Origin of the sequence: Rugamonas sp. (genome assembly GCF_025354735.1) — a bacterium.
Classification (GTDB): domain Bacteria; phylum Pseudomonadota; class Gammaproteobacteria; order Burkholderiales; family Burkholderiaceae_D; genus Rugamonas.
This window is the reverse complement of sequence record NZ_JANXMI010000083.1, coordinates 1-16,191: the sequence shown is the minus strand read 5'-3', so window position 1 is coordinate 16,191 and position 16,191 is coordinate 1. Positions and strand designations below refer to the sequence as shown.

The following is a 16,191-nucleotide window of genomic DNA, read 5'->3' as shown; positions in this document are numbered from 1 at the left end:
AAGCTGGCATCAAGAAGTACATCCGATATTACAATCACGACCGCATCAAGATGAAACTAAAAGGGCTGAGTCCGTGCAATACAGAACCCAGCCCTTGGCTACCTAACAAACTTAACCGTCCAACTTTACGGGGTCAGTTCATTTTTCATGTAACCCTTTTTTACCGCGTATTCTGGCTCCCCGACCCGGACTCGAACCAGGGACCTGCGAATTAACAGCTCGGCAATCCCAGCTATCGAGCGACATCAATGGCGTCGTCCATGAGTTTGCGGCGGGAACCATTTATCGTGTAGCTTGTTATAGCTGCCGTCTTTTTTTATCGCGTCCAACGCCGCCTGCCACTGCCTGACAATCTGCGGGGCAATGTCGCTGGAAAAAGCCAGATTGCTGGTTGGGGACGGCATCTCAAAGATCGAATTAAGTGCCTGCGGGGCGATGCCGGCATCAATTAATACCTCATCCAACTCTTGCCGCTCCAACATCATCGCAGGCGCCCTGTCCGCCATCAGCATACGCACCATGCTGGCCGCATTATTGACCTCGTAGAGGTTGTGAAATCCGCCCCCGGCAAGATTTTGATAAGAATACGACGCCCGGACCACCAATATGCTGGATAGGCGCTTGGCTTGATCCAGCGAAGCGAGTTTCGCAATTGCCCCGGCTTTGGCGTAAATGTTCGTATGTGTGGATAGCAAGGGACCCACCCATTGAAACTGCGTCTCACGCTCGGCTGTGCGCTTTGGACAGACAAGCATGGTATTCGATTCAATCTGTGCCTTATGGTAGGCGCGCGCCCAAGGCATGACAGCGATGTGCGAAGACTGGCCTAGACGGTGTTGGATCTCCTCCACGATATCCACACAGAATCCTTGCAATTTTCCATCCCTGACGAAGGCCATAGGGGGAACTTCAGTAGTCAGCACTTGCAATTCCCCGGCATCGGCATTGCCCAAGAACGCCAACCATGCGCCTACAAGGAAAAAGCCGTCGACGCTGCGCATATTGTTTGCCTAAAAATCAAATGAAAGGGAGGCTGCTGAGTGGACACGACCTCGATCACAGCGCGAAATTGTGCTTGCACGTCGATTCAAGCTTCGAGCAAACAGTGAGCTTTGATGGTTGACACATGCCTGCCTATGGCAATTCGCGGACCACGGATTGTCCCGGACATATCGTTCACTATAGCGCAACTATTATCACCATGTCTTGCCTCGCAGAGGCCTCACTTGTAAGCCGTGATTTTTGAAATTACAGCATGGTGAAACCTGACCGCAACCTGAGCATTGAACCGCCACGCTCCGCTTGGAACTAGGTTCATGCCGTGGGCAATCGTGGGCTGCAGGCCAATTAACACCAAAACCTAAAAAGTGCTTCACATCAAAACCTAAAAAAATTCGAGACGCGCTCGCCGCGCTGCGCGATCCAGTGTCACGCGCCTACTATGCGCGAAAAATCAGTCAAGAGTGCCGCACTACAGCCGCCGATTTGGAAATTGGCGACTCCAAAACAAATATTCCACCTATCCGCCGAAACCGCGCGCCATGCGGCGAGCGCCGGCCACGCCACCTGAACCGCGGCCCGCATGCATGCATTCGATGGTACGATCGGGGAACTTTTCCTATACCACGTCCTTTTCCATGCCTGCTCGTCGCTCCACCACGCTATGCGCTTGCGCCGCCATTCTGTTCGGCGCCGTCAGCGTCCCGGCCAGCGCCGGCTGCGACAAGACCCTGTCCATATCCTCCAGCGACTACGCGCCCTACATCTACCGGGACCCGGCGGGGAAATGGTCGGGGCTGGACGTGGAGTTGATGCAGGCCATCTTCAAGGCGGCCGGTTGCACCTATACATTCGCCCCGCTGGTGGCGCCCAAGCGCATGGTCGACATGGTCAGCAGCGGCGAGACCGACGTCTTGCTGGCCGCGTCGGAATCGGAAGAGCGGCGCCGCGCCAACTATTTCGGCCTGGCGTATCGGCATGAATCGGTGTCGCTGGTGGGGCTGGCCGGCAAGGTCGGCGGCTACCGCGACATCCGCGCCTTCGCCGCGCTGCGCCGGCGCGGCGTACGCCTGCTGGTGCCCAACGCCGGCTGGTACGGCGACGATTACGCCAGCGCCCTGCCCGCCTTGCGCGACGCCAACCTGGCCGTCGAATTCACTTATTTCGACCAGGGCATCCGCATGCTGGCCGCCGGCCGGGGCAAGCTGATGATGAGCGACACCGGCGCGATGTTCGCGGCCGCCAGGAAGGAAGGCGTGGCCATCGAGGCGCTGCCCTTCACCGTCATCGACGCGCCTGTGCACATGATGTTCAGCAAGGCCAGCGTCAGCGAACACGACGTCAAACAGCTCGACGCGGCCACCGCCCGGCTCGAAAAACAGGGCGTCCTCAAGACCATCCGCGCCGCTTACGGCCTGCGCTAGCCTGCCCGCCGCCGTAGCAACAACGCTAGCCAGCGGAAAATAGTATCACGCCCGGGCGGACGAACAATCGCCTAAAAGGTCAGTTGCCATGGGCATCTTAACAGCCGTAACATGGCTGTTTACCGTTGATAATTTTAGGAGCCGGCGATGAAAATGAACCACGGCACGAGCGACCGCATCCTGGCGGCCGCCGACACTCCACACCCAGGGGACCTGTCACCATGAACGATACCGCCACCAAAGAAGCCGAAGCGCTGAGGGTCGTCAAAACGTTTTACCAAGGCGCCTCCGAAGGCCGCATCGTCGACTTCGAACCATATTTGGCCGAGGACTTCATTTTATTCGTTCCCGATTATCTGCCCTGGGGCGGCCAATACGACAAGGCCGGCTATGTGTCGATTCTGCCCCAAGTGGCGCAGACGCTCGACTTCACGAAAGTGTCATACGAAAGCCTGACCGTACAGGGCGAACATGTCGTGGCCCTGATCCGGATCGGCGTGCAGAACACCCAGGAATCGATTTTGATTTCGGAGCATTGGGACGTCGAGAATGGCCAGGCGAAGCGGCTGTTGGTCGCCTATTTCGATCCGAAGGTGTTGCTGGATCAAATCGCGTAGCGCTGTTCCCGGCGCCCACACAACCAAGGAATTGATATGGACCACACCGATTTTTCCGCCCGCGACCTGGCCGTCAAACACAATATTTACGCTTCCGTGAGACGGCGCGATGGCCTGCCGCACGCCTTGTTCGCCAATTACTGGCGCGACGTGCACTCGACTCTTTGCTCACGCCTGCCGGGACTCAATTTTTACGTTCAACAGCACTTCGATAGAGACCACCATGCAAACTTCTGGCCTGTCGCCGACGGCATGGGCCGGATCGAAGCGAAGCTGGACGGGTCGGCGGAGTTGGGCTTTGCGAATCTCGAGGAGCAAGCCTTGTTCGGCGAGGCGGGCAAGATTCTGTATGCCGACGAGGCCAATTTCATTGGCGAAGCCGTCGCCTACTATCTGCCCAACGGTTCGATCACGCTCGTCGACAGGGATGAAAATCCGGCCCGCAACGGCGCCGATCCCTTTCATCGCATCCATCTCTACCTGAGCCGCGAACCCGGGCAGGACACCACGACATGGCTGACGGAAACGCACACCGCGCTGGCAAAACACGATTCGGTGGTCAAGTGGAAACTGCATCTGCCCGACGCCTACAACAATGACCAGCCCGCCCCACCGTCGCCGAATGTCGAGCACACGGTCGGGCCGGACAGGCTGAACCTGGCGGTCGCGGAAATCGCCTTCACCAGCCCCCTGGCGGCGAAGTCGCTGTTCGCCTCGCCGCTGTTCCAGAAAATGCTGGCCGAACAGGCGCAACACATCAACGCCATCGGCGTGTATCTCGTCACGGGGTATTACACCTTCGTCCGCGACGGCCTGCCGACGGTGGCGGGCTTGCGCGGCAGCCGTCCCGCGGAACTCATCACGGACCTGGGCGCGGTCAATCAGCTCGACGAGAAGGTGATATCCATATTCACTCCCCGATAAGCGATGCCGCCGCCGCGCGCGGTCCAAGCGCTCCCCACCCGGAGCGCTGGTTGGATTCATCACCCACTCATCACTCAAGGTGACGCCGCAATGCAAAAAGCCCAGCTTTGAAAGCTGGGCTTTTTGCATACTGCGTATTCTGGCTCCCCGACCTGGACTCGAACCAGGGACCTGCGGATTAACAGTCCGTCGCTCTACCAACTGAGCTATCAGGGATTAGAGGCAACATTTTAACCTGTTTCGCTTACACTATCAAGGTTTCTGACAGCACAACTTATCCGGTATTCCTGTTGCCCATCGGACGCATCTTTCGACGCATCCGAAGAAGCAACATTTTAAAGGACTTTGGCGATAGCGTCAATGACGATATCGATATTGCGGGAATTGAGGGCGGCGACGCAGATCCGGCCCGTGTCGAGCGCATAGATGGACTGCGCGCGCAGCGATTCCACCTGGGTCTTGCTCAGGCCCGAGTACGAGAACATGCCGATCTGCTCGCGCACGAAGGCGAAATCGTGCGACGGCGCCTTTTCTTTCAGCTTGGCGACGAAGTCTTCGCGCATCTGCTTGATGCGCACGCGCATGCCGGCCAGCTCCTCTTCCCACAGCTGGCGCAGTTCCGGCGTGGTCAGCACGGTGGCCACCACCTTGCCGCCATGGACCGGCGGGTTCGAGTAGTTGGTGCGCACCACGCGCTTGAGTTGCGACAGCAAACGCGCCGCCTCCTCGGCGCTGGCGGCCACCACGCTCAGGGCGCCGACGCGCTCGCCGTACAGCGAGAACGACTTCGAGAACGAGTTCGACACCAGCAGCGGACCGCCGGCGTCGGCGAAGCGGCGCACCACGGCGCCGTCTTCGGCGATGCCGGCCGCGAAGCCCTGGTAAGCCATGTCGAGGAAGGGCACCAGGCCGCGCGCGACGACGGCGGCGATGACCTCATCCCACTGGGCCGTGCTCAGGTCGGCGCCGGTCGGGTTGTGGCAGCAGGCGTGCAGCACGACGATGGAGCCGCGCGGCATGGCTTTCAGGTCGGCCAGCATGCCGGCGAAGTTGACGCCGTGGCTGGCGGCGTCGAAGTAAGCGTAGTTGTTGACGACGAAACCGGCGCTCTCGAACAGCGCGCGGTGGTTTTCCCAGCTCGGGTCGCTGATATAGACTTGCGCGTCCGGCGCGAAGCGTTGCAGGAAGTCGGCGCCGACCTTCAGCGCGCCGGTGCCGCCTATGGCTTGCACGGTGACGGCGCGTTTCTCTTGCACCACGGCGCTGTCGGCGCCGAAGACCAGCTCCTGCACCGCCTTGTCGTAGATGGCCAGGCCGTCGATGGGCAGGTAGCCGCGCGGCGCGGTCTGCGCGATCATCAGCGCTTCGGCCTTTTGTACGCAGGCTAACAGAGGCACTTTGCCGTTGTCGTCATAATAAACGCCGACGCCCAAATTGATTTTCGCCGGATTCTGGTCCGCGTTAAAGGCTTCGGTGATGCCCAGGATAGGGTCGCGGGGGGCCATGTCGATGGCGCTGAACAGGCTGGCAGAAACGGAAGGGTTCGTCATGATAAGATTGAATTCGATTGAAGGCGGTTCGCAGCGGATAAACGACATAGTCAGCGCCCTTGCATAACGCTCCAAGGCCGCTGGCAGGCCATTATTCTAACAAAGGTCGGACCACATGGCGCAATTACAGATAGTACAACCCGCAACGACGGCCAATGTCGTCACCTATCCCGGCTCGCCGTTCAAGCTGCACCAGCCCTTCGCGCCCGCCGGCGACCAGCCGACCGCCATCGAGCAGCTGTGCGAAGGCATCACGGACGGCCTGTCCTTCCAGACCCTGCTCGGCGTGACCGGCTCCGGCAAGACCTACACGATGGCCAACGTCATCGCGCGCATGGGCCGGCCGGCCATCATCTTCGCGCCGAACAAGACCCTGGCCGCGCAGCTGTACGCCGAGTTCCGCGAATTCTTCCCCGAGAACGCCGTCGAATACTTCGTCAGCTACTACGACTATTATCAGCCGGAAGCCTACGTGCCGCAGCGCGACCTGTTCATCGAAAAGGACTCGTCGATCAACGAGCATATCGAGCAGATGCGCCTGTCCTGCACCAAGTCGCTGATGGAGCGGCGCGACGTCGTCATCGTCGCCACCGTGTCGGCCATCTACGGCATCGGCAATCCCAGCGAATACCACCAGATGATTCTGACGCTGCGCCAGAAGGACCGCGTGGCCCAGCGCGACATCATCGCGCGCCTGATCCAGATGCAGTACACGCGCAACGAAGTCGATTTCGGCCGCGGCACCTTCCGCGTGCGCGGCGACACCATCGACATCTTCCCGGCCGAGCATGCGGAGCTGGCGGTGCGGCTCGAATTGTTCGACGACGAACTCGAATCGATCCAGCTGTTCGACCCGCTGACCGGGCGCGTGCGCCAGAAAATCCCGCGCTTCACCGTCTATCCCGGCTCGCACTACGTGACGCCGCGCGCCACCGTGCTGCGCGCCATCGAGACCATCAAGGTCGAGCTGCGCGAGCGCCTCGACTTCTTCCGCAACGAGTCCAAGCTGATCGAAGAGCAGCGCATCGAGCAGCGCACCCGCTTCGACCTGGAGATGATGGCCGAAATCGGCTTCACCAAGGGCATCGAAAACTATTCGCGCCACCTGAGCGGCGCCCTGCCCGGCGAGCCGCCGCCGACGCTGATCGACTATCTGCCGACGGACGCGCTGATGTTCCTCGACGAGTCGCACGTGCTGGTCGGCCAGCTCAGCGCCATGTACAACGGCGACCGTTCGCGCAAGACCAATCTGGTCGACTACGGCTTCCGCCTGCCGTCGGCGCTCGACAACCGGCCGCTCAAGTTCGAGGAATTCCAGCAGAAGATGCGCCAGACCGTGTTCGTCTCGGCCACGCCGGCCGACTACGAAAAAACCCATGCCGACCAGGTGGTCGAGCAGGTGGTGCGGCCCACCGGACTGGTCGACCCGCTCATCATCGTGCGGCCGGCCAGCACCCAGGTCGACGACCTGATGTCCGAAATCCAGGACCGCATCGCCAAGAACGAACGCGTGCTGGTGACGACGCTGACCAAGCGCATGTCGGAACAGCTGACCGAATACCTGGGCGACCACGGCATCAAGGTGCGCTACCTGCACAGCGATATCGAGACCGTCGAACGGGTCGAGATCCTGCGCGACCTGCGGCTCGGCACCTTCGACGTGCTGGTCGGGATCAACCTGCTGCGCGAGGGCCTGGACTTGCCCGAGGTGTCGCTGGTGGCCATCCTCGACGCCGACAAGGAAGGTTTCCTGCGCTCGGAGCGTTCGCTGATCCAGACCATAGGCCGCGCCGCGCGCAACCTGAACGGCGTCGCCATCCTGTACGGCGACCGCGTCACCGATTCGATGCGGCGCGCGATCGACGAGACCGAGCGCCGGCGCAACAAGCAGATCGCCTTCAACCTGGCCAACGGCATCACGCCGGTCGGCATCAACAAGGCGATCCGCGACATGATCGACGGCGTCTACAGCCCGCAGGACGCGCGCGAGGATCTGCAGGCGGCGCAGGAGCAGGCCAAGTACGAAACCATGAGCGAGAAGCAGATCAGCAAAGAGATCAAGCGCCTCGAAAAGCAGATGATAGACCACGCCAAGAATCTCGAATTCGAGAAAGCGGCGCAGGTGCGCGACCAGCTGCATCTGCTCAAGCAGCAACTGTTCGGCGCACCGGGCGCGGACAATGTGCTGACGGCGTAGCCACCGCGATGCCGCCGGGGCGCGCGGCGATGGTCGCCGTCGGCGCGGCTTGTTCCGGCGCGGCTTCCTTCAGCGTGACCTACTTCAGCGCGATCTCTGTCAGCGCGGCGCCTTGCCAACGTTGACGAAGGCGCCGTGCGATATAGCGCTTGCTCATGCCTTCCTCCTTTTTTTGCGCGGCGCCGGCCGCGGCGCCGCGAGGTCCATCACCCATGCCACCACGTCTTCCAGAACGGTTGTGTCAAGGCCGTACCAGATGGTCTGACCGTCGCGCCGGCCGATAATCAGATCGGCTTCCTTGAGCACCGAAAAGTGGTGCGACATCGACGGCTTGCTCATGTCGAAATGGCCGGCCAGGTCGCCGGCCGTCATCTCGCCGTGACGCAGCAGGCGCAGGATTTCGCGCCGCGTCGGATCGGCCATCGCTTTAAAGACGGCATTGTCATCGATCATATTTAGGTGGACGTCTATTAAGGTGAACATCTAATTAGACAGTTACCTAAATATAGGCCGCCCGGCGGAGCAAGTCACGTCTTTTCAAATGCCGATTAGCTGAGCAACATCAGGCGGGCCGCGCTGCGGGTCGAGTAGAGTGCAAGGTCGATATACCGTCACATCCGGACGCGCCGAACATGGGCTGGTTACTCATCACCATATTGCTGCCGCTGGTCGCGCCACTGCTGGCGCTATTGGTTTTTAAATTATTCCCGCAGCCTAACCCCTTGCCTCTGATAGCGCCGTTCAAGGATGGCCAATTGTGTTGGGGAGCGCTGGGATTTTCAGCGTCAGGTCTCTATGAGATATTCTCATCGGGCAGCGAAGGAATGACCATTACCGCCGCCAGTACGGGCTGGATGGCGGGTGTGCTGACTGTGAGCCTGGTTTTTTCCGCGATGATTGCAGCGCTCGGCTCGGCATTCCCAAAATCGCCAACGCCGCCGCCTGGCGTCAGCCTGGTCAAACATTTCGCCTGCTTCCTGGCCTCCGTAATGCTGAGCCTGCTTGCCGCCGTTTTATATGCGGTAGTACACTACACATTGAAAAATCATGGATAGCAGGAGGTCATCATGAATACCGACTGGATCAAAGAGCAATTCAAGGACCCGGACCACGCCAACTTCTCGATTTCGGTGATATGCGGCGTCGGCGGCTTATTGTCGTTTTGCATAGGCATGCTCGGCTACTACCTCAGTAAATAAATTCAACAAATAAGTCCTACAAATCAGCAGCATCATCACAGCGACTTGACGAACTCGCGTATCCCGCCCAGCAGCATCTCGATCGACATCGCCGTCAAAATCAAACCCATCAACCGCTCGAAGGCCGTCATCACTTGCGGGCCGAGCGCGTTCTGCAGGCGTTCGGCGCCGAGGAACACGGCCAGCCAGACGACGCCCACGGCCGCCAGCGCGGCCACGTGCACCAGCACTTCGCCGGTGCTCTCGCGCGAAAACAGCAGCACCGTCGCCAGCGCCGACGGGCCGGCCAGCGCCGGGATCGCCAGCGGCACGATGAACGGTTCGCCGCCTTCGGTGCGGCCGAGCACGCCATCGGGATGGGGAAAGATCATGCGGATCGCGATCAGCAGCAGGATCACGCTGCCGCCTATGCGCAGCGACACTTCCGACAATTGCAGCGCCGATAAAAAGTGGCGGCCGAAAAACATGAACACCAGCAGCAGCACGAAGGCGATCGCGCATTCGCGGATCACGATGCGCGAACGGCGCGCCGGCGCCACCGGGTTGAGCACGCTGGCGAACAGCGGCACGTTGCCGAAAGGATCGGTCACCAGCAACAGCAAGATAAACGTCTGGAAAAAATTTTGGGTCATGGGCGGGAACGGCGACGGTGGGCGTAAAATGGTGTGACTCGGATAATACTATACGGCAAACTCCAGCGGCTGAGTCGACCGCGGCCAGCCAGCCCGGTTCGATCGCGGCGGCGATGGCGACCTGGCCGTAAAAACACTCCGTCCATGATCGCCCACATCAATCAATTGCCGGGAAGCAATTTATGTGTTATATTGTTCGGCCTCGGTTTGGAATTATTCCGCACAGCCTCGACAATGCCGTGCGGCACGCAGTCGCGCAACATCGCCTTCCCCGCAATTCCCTCGCGTACATCTTGTGGTTTAAAGAAGAACGCCGCAACAACCGACATCACGACGGGCCTCAGCAATCGCCCGGTTTTGCACGCGTTCTTCATTAATAATGGACCACACCATGTTTAAGCATCTGACTATCCGCACGCGCCTGGTCGCGACCATGACACTGCTGGGCCTGCTGATCGTCGCGATCGGCCTGATGGGCATATTCGGCATGCGCACCATCAACGCCTCGCTCCGCGATGTCTATGCCAACCAGCTGGCGTCGACCGAGGCCCTGGCCAGCGCCAAGAATTCCCTGGACCGCGCCCGCTTCACCTTCGACCGCGGCGTGTTCCACCCGGAAGACAGCGGCATCGAGAAGACCCTGGAACGGGCCGCCGGCTTCATCGCCGACTCGGACAAATACTGGCGTGCCTACCAGGCGCTGCCGCAGTCGCCGGAAGAACACCAGCTGGCGCTCGACCTCGACAGCAAGCGCGCCGCCTACATCAACGACGGCTTGCTGGCGCTGGGCAAGGCCGTGCGCGACAAGAACGCCGAACAGATCGACACGATGGCGATGAAGAAGCTGACCGCGCTGTACGGCACCATGAACGGCGCCGCCGAAAAGCTCGAGGCGAACCAGATGCAAAGCGCCAAGGCCAATTACGACGCCAGCCAGTCCCTGTACGACCAGCTGTTCAACTGCGCGCTGGCCGCCGTCATCGTCGGCGCGGCCCTGATACTCGGTTCCAGCGTGGCGCTGCTGCGCGCCATCATGGGCCCGCTGGCCCAGGCCCTGGGCCACTTCGACGCCATGGCCGAAGGCAATCTGTCCAACCACATCGCCGCCGAGCGCAACGATGAAATGGGCCGCTTGCTGACCGGCCTGGCGAAGATGCAGGACAAGCTGTCGCTCACCGTGCGCAGCGTGCGCGACGGCAGCAACTCCATCGCCACCGCCAGCGAGGAAATCGCGGCCGGCAACCTGGACCTGTCGCGCCGCACCGAACACCAGGCCAGCAGCCTCGAAGAAACCGCCTCCTCGCTCGAGGAAATGACGTCGACCGTGCGCCAGAACGCCGACAACGCGCGCCAGGCCAACCAGCTGGCCATGAACGCCTCCGAAGTGGCCGTCAAGGGCGGCGCGCTGGTGGCCCAGGTGGTCGACACCATGGGCGCCATCAACGACTCGTCCAAGCGCATCGTCGACATCATCGGCGTCATCGACGGCATCGCCTTCCAGACCAACATCCTGGCGCTGAACGCGGCCGTCGAAGCGGCCCGCGCCGGCGAGCAGGGCCGCGGCTTCGCCGTCGTCGCCACCGAAGTGCGCAACCTGGCGCACCGCTCGGCCGCCGCCGCCAAGGAAATCAAGGAATTGATCGCCGCCTCCGTCGCCAGCGTCGACGCCGGCGCGCAACTGGTCGACAAGGCCGGCGTGACGATGGACGACATCGTCACCAGCGTGGCGCGCGTGACCGACATCATGTCCGAGATCATGGCCGCCGGCCAGGAGCAGAGTTCCGGCATCGACCAGATCAACCAGGCCATCGCGACGATGGATGAAGTGACGCAGCAGAACGCGGCGCTGGTCGAGCAAGCGGCGGCGGCGGCGGCCTCGCTGCAAGACCAGGCCAGCGCGCTGGAACACATGGTCAGCACCTTCAAGCTCGACAAGAACGACTTGCGTTCCGAGCGCGCCGCCCAGCCGGCCGGCCGCGCGCAGCACGCGCTGCGCCTGGCGCGCGGCTAGGGCGCGGCGCAGGCGCGCGACCGGAGTATAGGCTCTCCGGCAACGCTGGACGCGCGGCCGCCAAGGCGGTATTCTGTGCGCCGCGCTGCCAGAAAAACAAGTTCGATGTTTTCCGGCGGCCCTCCATCGGAATCACAGGACAGCCCATGCACATGACAGAATCGGATTTAGCCAGCCACGTAAATCCGGGCCCCGGCGGCGACAGCCACGCGGTGACCTTCATGAGCGGGATCACGGCGTGGCGCCGCGCAAGCAACAGCTTTTCACTGCACGGAGCCGGCACCATCGAGTTCGGCCACGGGCCCGCAGCCGACACGCTGACCATCGCCGGCACCCGCCACCGCACCTTGCGCAGCGGCGTGCCGGAACGGCACAACATCCGCCTGGCCGACATCTGCGACGCTTATCTGAGCGGAACAACCCTGCACTTCACGGTGCGCGCGGCCGATGGCGCGCCGGCGCGCCAGGTCGGCTTCGCCGTGCCGGACCCGCGCGCCGGCCGCGCCATCCTCCAGGCGCTGCCGCAGCGCTACACCGAAGCGTTCCTGCAGGAGCAGGTCGAACGGCTCGACTTCCACGGCCGCCTCAAGCAGCTCGGCAGCGGCGCGCCGGTCACGCTGGCGCTGGTGGCGGTCAACCTGATCGTGTTCGTGCTGATGGGCTTCGACGGCGCCGGCCTGCTGTCGGCGTCGGACGGCGACGCGGCGATCCGCTGGGGTTCCAATTTCGGCCCGCTGACGGTGGACGGCCAGTGGTGGCGTTTGTTCACGTCGATGTTCATCCATTCCGGCCTGCTGCACGTGGGCCTGAACATGCTGGCCCTGTACCAGTCCGGCCGCATGGTCGAACGCATGTACGGCAGCGTCCACTTCGCCCTGCTCTATCTGTTCTCGGGCCTCAGCGGCAGCATGGTCAGCATCTTGTGGCATCCGATGAACAATAGCGTGGGCGCCTCGGGCGCCATCTTCGGCGTGTTCGGCGGCCTGCTGGCCTTCATCCTCAAGCCGGGCAGCGCGGTGCCGCCGGCCATCGTCAACGAACACCGCAACAGCACCCTGTTCTTCATCGGCTTCAACCTGATTAACGGCTACACCCAGACCGGCATCGACAACGGCGCCCACCTCGGCGGCCTGCTCGGCGGACTGGCCTTCGGCTTCCTACTGGCGCGCCCGCTCGACCTGGCGCAACGCGCGCGCGCCGGCGCCGCCCGCATGGTGGCACCGGTGCCGGGCTGCCTGCTGTTACTGGCTCTGCTGGCCTATCCGCTGTGGCACCCCGGCCTCGATATCGTGCAGCAGCGCAGCTTCCGCGCCGTGCTGCACGCGCTGCCGCAGCAGGAGCAACTGGCCAGCGCCGACGCCAGCGCGTGGCTGGGCAAGGCCAGGAAGCACACCATCAGCGACGCCGAACTGGCCGACGCGATGGAGCAGAAAGTGGTGCCGCAGTGGGAGCGATTGTACCGATCGGTACAAGATGCGACGCTGAACCCGAAGGCCGCCGATTACCCCTTGCGGCAAACCCTGCTGCGCTACCTGGACGACCGCCGCCGCGCCAGCCTGCTGATCGCGCAGGGCGTGCGCCGCCACGACACGCGGCTGATCGAGCAGTCCAACCAGCTGACGCTGGACGCCCAGCGCGAAATCGCCACGATACAGAAATTGTCCGCCAAATGATTTATACGGTTTATATCGTATAAATCATATAGACGTAAAAAAAGGGCGATCATGCGTGGTCCGCTTTTTTATGGTCCGCTTTTTTATCGTTGGCTTTTTTGTGGGCCGCTTTTTTATGGTCCGCGCCGCCGCGCGGACGGGCCGCAACGGCTTACAGGAAGACGTGGGAAATGCCGATGGCGCCGTTGTCGCGCACCAGTTCGTAACAGCGGCAGGACACGGCTTCCAGTCCGGCCGAATCGAGGATTTCGATATTGCCGCGGCTGTAGCTGATGAGCTTTTGCTGTTGCAGCGCGCTGGCGGCCTTGGTCACGCCGACCCGCCGCACGCCGAGCGCGTGGGCCAGGAATTCGTGGGTCAGGTGGAACTTGCCCGATTGCAGACGGTCGCGCGTGATGAGCAGCGAACGGGCCAGGCGCGCCTCGAGCACGTGGAAGCGGCTGCACACGGCGATCTGGATGGCTTGCGCCAGCAGCGTGTCGGTATAGCGGTAGAGCAGGCGCCGCAGCGACTCCATCCGGATGAACTCGGCGCAGAAATCCTCGCTGTCGATGCGCGTGGCCAGGCCGGCCCGCTGCACGACGGCGCGCACCTGGGCCAGCTGGTGGCCGAGCGCGACGGACGCGCCTATCATGCCTTCGCAACCGACCGAACCGACCTCCAGCGTCATGCGGCCCTCGGCAACGGCCAGCAGCGAAATCAGGCAGTCGGCCGGGAAATAAATGTGGCGTATGACCTGGCCCGGCTCGTACAGCACGTCGCCGACGTCGACCTGCACCGTCTCGCACAAGCCGGACAGGTGGCGCAGGTCGTCGTCGGACAGGCTGCCCAGCAAACGATTGCTGAAATCGCCGCGCGCCGCCACCGGGCCGGCGCCGGCGTGGCCGGTGTCGAAGGAGACACTCATCGCCGTCTCCCGCTATGGGAGCCGGAGGGACGGCAAGGTACATCGTGCATGGTCGCAAACATGGAGCGGTAAACCTTCCCGGCCGATGGCGGCGCGCCGCGTGGACGCGCCGCCGCGGCGACCGTTAAATGTTGGTGGGCACAGAATCAGCGTGGGTTTGAGCGTAGCGGCAATCATTTGGCACGTATGTACGGTGACGCACGGAACGGGCGGACCAATGCGGGCAAGATGCGTTCAACGGTCGCGGCGCGGTGTCGGCACAGTGTGTATGCCACGCCATCGCCAGCGTGACAAGGCGCGGCCCCGGCAAAGAGCCATCACAAATCGATACATCCACCAGTCCATCACCACACAAAGGAATCACCATGAACACCATCAGCCCATCCGGCCGCAGTGCGCCGCACCCCATCCTGATTATCGCGGCCGTCGCCATCGTGCTGTTCTGCGGCGTCGGCACGGCCGCCATCATGGGCTGGCTGCCGTCGTCGATAGGCGGCAACCACAGCGGCGTTGCCGTGACGACCGACCAGGCCGGCACCGGCAACGCGGCGGTCGACGCCAACACGGCCGCGCCGGCCGCCTCCGCCGCGCTGTCGCAGACGGCGCCGGCCTCCGGCCAGTCCACCGCATCCGGCAACAACGTCCCGATGCAGCCGCAGGACAGCCAGCCATCGCGCGTCGCCGCCGTCTGCCACAGCTGCGGCGTGGTGACATCGGTGCGCGAAATCACCACCCGCGGCCAGGGTAGCGGCGCCGGCGCGGCCGGCGGCGCCATCCTCGGCGGACTGCTGGGCAACCAGGTGGGCAGCGGCCACGGCCGTCAGCTGGCCACGGTGGCCGGCGCCATCGGCGGCGCCGTCGCCGGCAACCAGGTCGAGGGCAATATGAATGCGCATCACAGCTATGAAATCACGGTGCGCATGGAAGACGGCAGTCACCGCACGCTGCACCGCACGACGGCGCCGGAATGGCGCTCGGGCGACGCGGTGCGCATCGTCAACGGCGACATCCGCGCCAACGGCTAACACGTCGATGGCCTGACCTCGTCCCCGCCCTCGCCGGCGGGGATTTTTTTTGCCCGCCACGGTCCCGGCGCGATGGCGTCGGCTTATGTGAGCCAGCGAACAGAATTAAACCGGTGCCAGCCTGACAATTCATGCACGCCGCGACTTCCGGCGCGATGCTGAGGGAGGCTGTATGAATCGCAATCTGATCTGGGGCTGGCTGCTGCTGGCCGGCATGTTGGTGACGCGTCTGGGCTATGGCGTCGTCAACGACGACCAGCTGCCCGACTTGATGGTGACGCTGTTGTTGACGACCGGCCTGCTGGCCTGTCTGGCCGGCGTGGCCGGCCTGCTGGGCGCGCTGAACTGGTTGCGGCCGGCGTCCTTGCAACATGATTAATAAATACAGGAAATAAGTTGTGTGTACGGCAGCGTACAGAACTTGAACGACCGAGCGGGCATACTTGATTCCATGATGTCGACACCGCTGGCTGGCACGGCAGGCCGATCGAAATCGCCGTCGATGTCATCGGACCGGACATCGCATACAACAACTTTACAAGGGACTTTATCATGCTCTATACCATCGCAGTCGTACTGGTTATCCTCTGGTTGCTCGGCTTGGTGACTTCGTACACCCTGGGCGGCTTCATCCACATCCTGCTGGTCGTCGCAGTCATCATGATACTGTTGCGCCTGATCAGCGGACGCGGTATTTAGCATCCCGCACGTCAACGCAACGGCGCGGCCCCGTCAACGGTGCCGCGCCGTTGTCCGTTCTAAGGTCGCGCAGTGCCGTGCCGGCTGCCCCATCCTTCCCCCAATCACAGGAGTTACGCCATGATGACATCGCGCCACGTACACACGATCCCCAGCACCCGCGGCAACACCCGCGCCAGCGCCGTCGCCCTGCTGCTGGCCGCCGCGCTGGGCGGCACCGCCCTGTCCGGCTGCGCCGACATGTCGCCGACGGAGCGCGGCACCGCCACCGGGGCCGGCGTCGGCGCCGGCCTGGGCGCGCTGCTGGGCGCGTCCACCGGCGGCGGCGGTGGCG

The 16,191-nt window shown here is 62.7% G+C and carries 17 protein-coding genes, 2 tRNA genes and 2 pseudogenes; 14 read left to right on the top strand and 7 right to left on the bottom strand.

Features of this window, described 5'->3' with window-relative positions; translation table 11 throughout:
• Window positions 1-106 (top strand): annotated as a pseudogene (locus Q0S71_RS07575) (IS3 family transposase); the annotation flags it as partial.
• 67 nt (window positions 107-173) lie between these two features.
• On the opposite strand, the gene Q0S71_RS07570 reads toward Q0S71_RS07575, so the two are convergent.
• Together Q0S71_RS07570 and Q0S71_RS07565 are read right to left on the bottom strand one after the other, a co-directional pair.
• Window positions 174-242: transfer RNA gene (locus Q0S71_RS07570), tRNA-OTHER, on the bottom strand.
• Window positions 243-245: 3 nt separating this feature from the next.
• Window positions 246-1,001: an ABC transporter substrate-binding protein gene (locus Q0S71_RS07565; RefSeq protein WP_295993671.1), complete on the bottom strand. Its 756-nt coding sequence runs from the start codon at window positions 999-1,001 to the stop codon at window positions 246-248.
• Between the two features lie 636 nt (window positions 1,002-1,637).
• Here Q0S71_RS07565 and Q0S71_RS07560 point away from each other — a divergent pair.
• The 3 genes from Q0S71_RS07560 (at window position 1,638) to Q0S71_RS07550 (ending at window position 3,964) form a co-directional block, all read left to right on the top strand.
• Window positions 1,638-2,423 (top strand): ABC transporter substrate-binding protein, encoded by a 786-nt coding sequence (locus tag Q0S71_RS07560; RefSeq protein WP_295993669.1) that lies wholly within the window; start codon window positions 1,638-1,640, stop codon window positions 2,421-2,423.
• Window positions 2,424-2,644: 221 nt separating this feature from the next.
• Complete coding sequence (locus tag Q0S71_RS07555; protein WP_295993667.1) at window positions 2,645-3,040, top strand: hypothetical protein; 396 nt, start codon at window positions 2,645-2,647, stop codon at window positions 3,038-3,040.
• A 36-nt stretch (window positions 3,041-3,076) separates the two neighbouring features.
• Window positions 3,077-3,964 carry an EthD domain-containing protein gene (locus Q0S71_RS07550; RefSeq protein WP_295993664.1) on the top strand — a complete coding sequence of 296 codons (888 nt, stop codon included), beginning with the start codon at window positions 3,077-3,079 and terminating at the stop codon, window positions 3,962-3,964.
• A 140-nt stretch (window positions 3,965-4,104) separates the two neighbouring features.
• On the opposite strand, the gene Q0S71_RS07545 is transcribed toward Q0S71_RS07550, so the two are convergent.
• Both Q0S71_RS07545 and Q0S71_RS07540 read right to left on the bottom strand, forming a co-directional pair.
• Window positions 4,105-4,180, bottom strand: a tRNA-Asn gene (locus tag Q0S71_RS07545).
• A gap of 119 nt (window positions 4,181-4,299) precedes the next feature.
• Complete coding sequence (locus tag Q0S71_RS07540; protein WP_295993661.1) at window positions 4,300-5,514, bottom strand: amino acid aminotransferase; 1,215 nt, start codon at window positions 5,512-5,514, stop codon at window positions 4,300-4,302.
• 115 nt (window positions 5,515-5,629) lie between these two features.
• Between Q0S71_RS07540 and uvrB the strand changes: the two genes are divergently transcribed.
• Complete coding sequence (gene uvrB / locus Q0S71_RS07535; protein ID WP_295993658.1) at window positions 5,630-7,711, top strand: excinuclease ABC subunit UvrB; 2,082 nt, start codon at window positions 5,630-5,632, stop codon at window positions 7,709-7,711.
• 153 nt (window positions 7,712-7,864) lie between these two features.
• Here uvrB and Q0S71_RS07530 read toward each other — a convergent pair whose 3' ends face one another.
• The gene (locus Q0S71_RS07530) at window positions 7,865-8,164 is read right to left on the bottom strand and encodes an autorepressor SdpR family transcription factor (RefSeq protein WP_295993656.1); all 300 of its coding nucleotides are present in this window, start codon (window positions 8,162-8,164) and stop codon (window positions 7,865-7,867) included.
• A 179-nt stretch (window positions 8,165-8,343) separates the two neighbouring features.
• Here Q0S71_RS07530 and Q0S71_RS07525 point away from each other — a divergent pair, with 179 nt between their 5' ends.
• Both Q0S71_RS07525 and Q0S71_RS07520 read left to right on the top strand, forming a co-directional pair.
• Entirely contained in the window at window positions 8,344-8,766 is a 423-nt protein-coding gene (locus tag Q0S71_RS07525; protein ID WP_295993653.1) for a hypothetical protein, read from the top strand.
• A 12-nt stretch (window positions 8,767-8,778) separates the two neighbouring features.
• Window positions 8,779-8,910 carry a hypothetical protein gene (locus Q0S71_RS07520; RefSeq protein WP_295993651.1) on the top strand — a complete coding sequence of 44 codons (132 nt, stop codon included), beginning with the start codon at window positions 8,779-8,781 and terminating at the stop codon, window positions 8,908-8,910.
• Between the two features lie 35 nt (window positions 8,911-8,945).
• Here the strand turns inward: Q0S71_RS07520 and Q0S71_RS07515 are convergent, their stop codons facing one another.
• Complete coding sequence (locus tag Q0S71_RS07515) at window positions 8,946-9,542, bottom strand: MarC family protein (RefSeq protein ID WP_295993649.1); 597 nt, start codon at window positions 9,540-9,542, stop codon at window positions 8,946-8,948.
• A 144-nt stretch (window positions 9,543-9,686) separates the two neighbouring features.
• On the opposite strand from Q0S71_RS07515, the gene Q0S71_RS07510 reads away from it, so the two are divergent.
• The 3 genes from Q0S71_RS07510 (at window position 9,687) to Q0S71_RS07500 (ending at window position 13,226) form a co-directional block, all read left to right on the top strand.
• A complete protein-coding gene (locus tag Q0S71_RS07510) occupies window positions 9,687-9,941 on the top strand; it encodes a hypothetical protein (RefSeq protein WP_295993646.1) in 255 nt (84 codons plus the stop codon).
• Entirely contained in the window at window positions 9,934-11,553 is a 1,620-nt protein-coding gene (locus Q0S71_RS07505) for a methyl-accepting chemotaxis protein (RefSeq protein WP_295993643.1), read from the top strand. The genes Q0S71_RS07510 and Q0S71_RS07505 overlap by 8 nt, the downstream gene beginning before the upstream one ends.
• Window positions 11,554-11,699: 146 nt before the next feature.
• On the top strand, window positions 11,700-13,226 hold the full coding sequence (locus Q0S71_RS07500) for a rhomboid family intramembrane serine protease (protein WP_295993642.1): 1,527 nt from the start codon (window positions 11,700-11,702) through the stop codon (window positions 13,224-13,226).
• 151 nt (window positions 13,227-13,377) lie between these two features.
• Here the strand turns inward: Q0S71_RS07500 and Q0S71_RS07495 are convergent, their stop codons facing one another.
• Window positions 13,378-14,133, bottom strand: a complete 756-nt coding sequence (locus Q0S71_RS07495) for a Crp/Fnr family transcriptional regulator (RefSeq protein ID WP_295993640.1) — start codon at window positions 14,131-14,133, stop codon at window positions 13,378-13,380.
• Window positions 14,134-14,498: 365 nt separating this feature from the next.
• On the opposite strand from Q0S71_RS07495, the gene Q0S71_RS07490 reads away from it, so the two are divergent.
• The 4 genes and pseudogenes from Q0S71_RS07490 to Q0S71_RS07475 all read left to right on the top strand — a co-directional run.
• Entirely contained in the window at window positions 14,499-15,158 is a 660-nt protein-coding gene (locus tag Q0S71_RS07490) for a glycine zipper 2TM domain-containing protein (RefSeq protein ID WP_295993637.1), read from the top strand.
• A 172-nt stretch (window positions 15,159-15,330) separates the two neighbouring features.
• On the top strand, window positions 15,331-15,537 hold the full coding sequence (locus tag Q0S71_RS07485) for a hypothetical protein (RefSeq protein ID WP_295993634.1): 207 nt from the start codon (window positions 15,331-15,333) through the stop codon (window positions 15,535-15,537).
• A 173-nt stretch (window positions 15,538-15,710) separates the two neighbouring features.
• On the top strand, window positions 15,711-15,857 hold the full coding sequence (locus tag Q0S71_RS07480; protein WP_295993631.1) for a lmo0937 family membrane protein: 147 nt from the start codon (window positions 15,711-15,713) through the stop codon (window positions 15,855-15,857).
• Between the two features lie 120 nt (window positions 15,858-15,977).
• Window positions 15,978-16,191, top strand: a pseudogene (locus Q0S71_RS07475) (hypothetical protein); the annotation flags it as partial.

What these genes read in the sequence shown, in the direction of transcription:
- uvrB (WP_295993658.1), top strand. Translation starts at nt 5,630, where the DNA reads ATGGCGCAATTACAGATAGTACAACCCGCAACGACGGCCAATGTCGTC.
- Q0S71_RS07550 (WP_295993664.1), top strand. Translation starts at nt 3,077, where the DNA reads ATGGACCACACCGATTTTTCCGCCCGCGACCTGGCCGTCAAACACAAT.
- Q0S71_RS07485 (WP_295993634.1), top strand. Translation starts at nt 15,331, where the DNA reads ATGAATCGCAATCTGATCTGGGGCTGGCTGCTGCTGGCCGGCATGTTG.
- Q0S71_RS07520 (WP_295993651.1), top strand. Translation starts at nt 8,779, where the DNA reads ATGAATACCGACTGGATCAAAGAGCAATTCAAGGACCCGGACCACGCC.
- Q0S71_RS07525 (WP_295993653.1), top strand. Translation starts at nt 8,344, where the DNA reads ATGGGCTGGTTACTCATCACCATATTGCTGCCGCTGGTCGCGCCACTG.
- Q0S71_RS07560 (WP_295993669.1), top strand. Translation starts at nt 1,638, where the DNA reads ATGCCTGCTCGTCGCTCCACCACGCTATGCGCTTGCGCCGCCATTCTG.
- Q0S71_RS07500 (WP_295993642.1), top strand. Translation starts at nt 11,700, where the DNA reads ATGCACATGACAGAATCGGATTTAGCCAGCCACGTAAATCCGGGCCCC.
- Q0S71_RS07565 (WP_295993671.1), bottom strand. Translation starts at nt 1,001, where the DNA reads ATGCGCAGCGTCGACGGCTTTTTCCTTGTAGGCGCATGGTTGGCGTTC.
- Q0S71_RS07515 (WP_295993649.1), bottom strand. Translation starts at nt 9,542, where the DNA reads ATGACCCAAAATTTTTTCCAGACGTTTATCTTGCTGTTGCTGGTGACC.
- Q0S71_RS07510 (WP_295993646.1), top strand. Translation starts at nt 9,687, where the DNA reads ATGATCGCCCACATCAATCAATTGCCGGGAAGCAATTTATGTGTTATA.
- Q0S71_RS07530 (WP_295993656.1), bottom strand. Translation starts at nt 8,164, where the DNA reads ATGATCGATGACAATGCCGTCTTTAAAGCGATGGCCGATCCGACGCGG.
- Q0S71_RS07540 (WP_295993661.1), bottom strand. Translation starts at nt 5,514, where the DNA reads ATGACGAACCCTTCCGTTTCTGCCAGCCTGTTCAGCGCCATCGACATG.
- Q0S71_RS07480 (WP_295993631.1), top strand. Translation starts at nt 15,711, where the DNA reads ATGCTCTATACCATCGCAGTCGTACTGGTTATCCTCTGGTTGCTCGGC.
- Q0S71_RS07505 (WP_295993643.1), top strand. Translation starts at nt 9,934, where the DNA reads ATGTTTAAGCATCTGACTATCCGCACGCGCCTGGTCGCGACCATGACA.
- Q0S71_RS07490 (WP_295993637.1), top strand. Translation starts at nt 14,499, where the DNA reads ATGAACACCATCAGCCCATCCGGCCGCAGTGCGCCGCACCCCATCCTG.
- Q0S71_RS07555 (WP_295993667.1), top strand. Translation starts at nt 2,645, where the DNA reads ATGAACGATACCGCCACCAAAGAAGCCGAAGCGCTGAGGGTCGTCAAA.
- Q0S71_RS07495 (WP_295993640.1), bottom strand. Translation starts at nt 14,133, where the DNA reads ATGAGTGTCTCCTTCGACACCGGCCACGCCGGCGCCGGCCCGGTGGCG.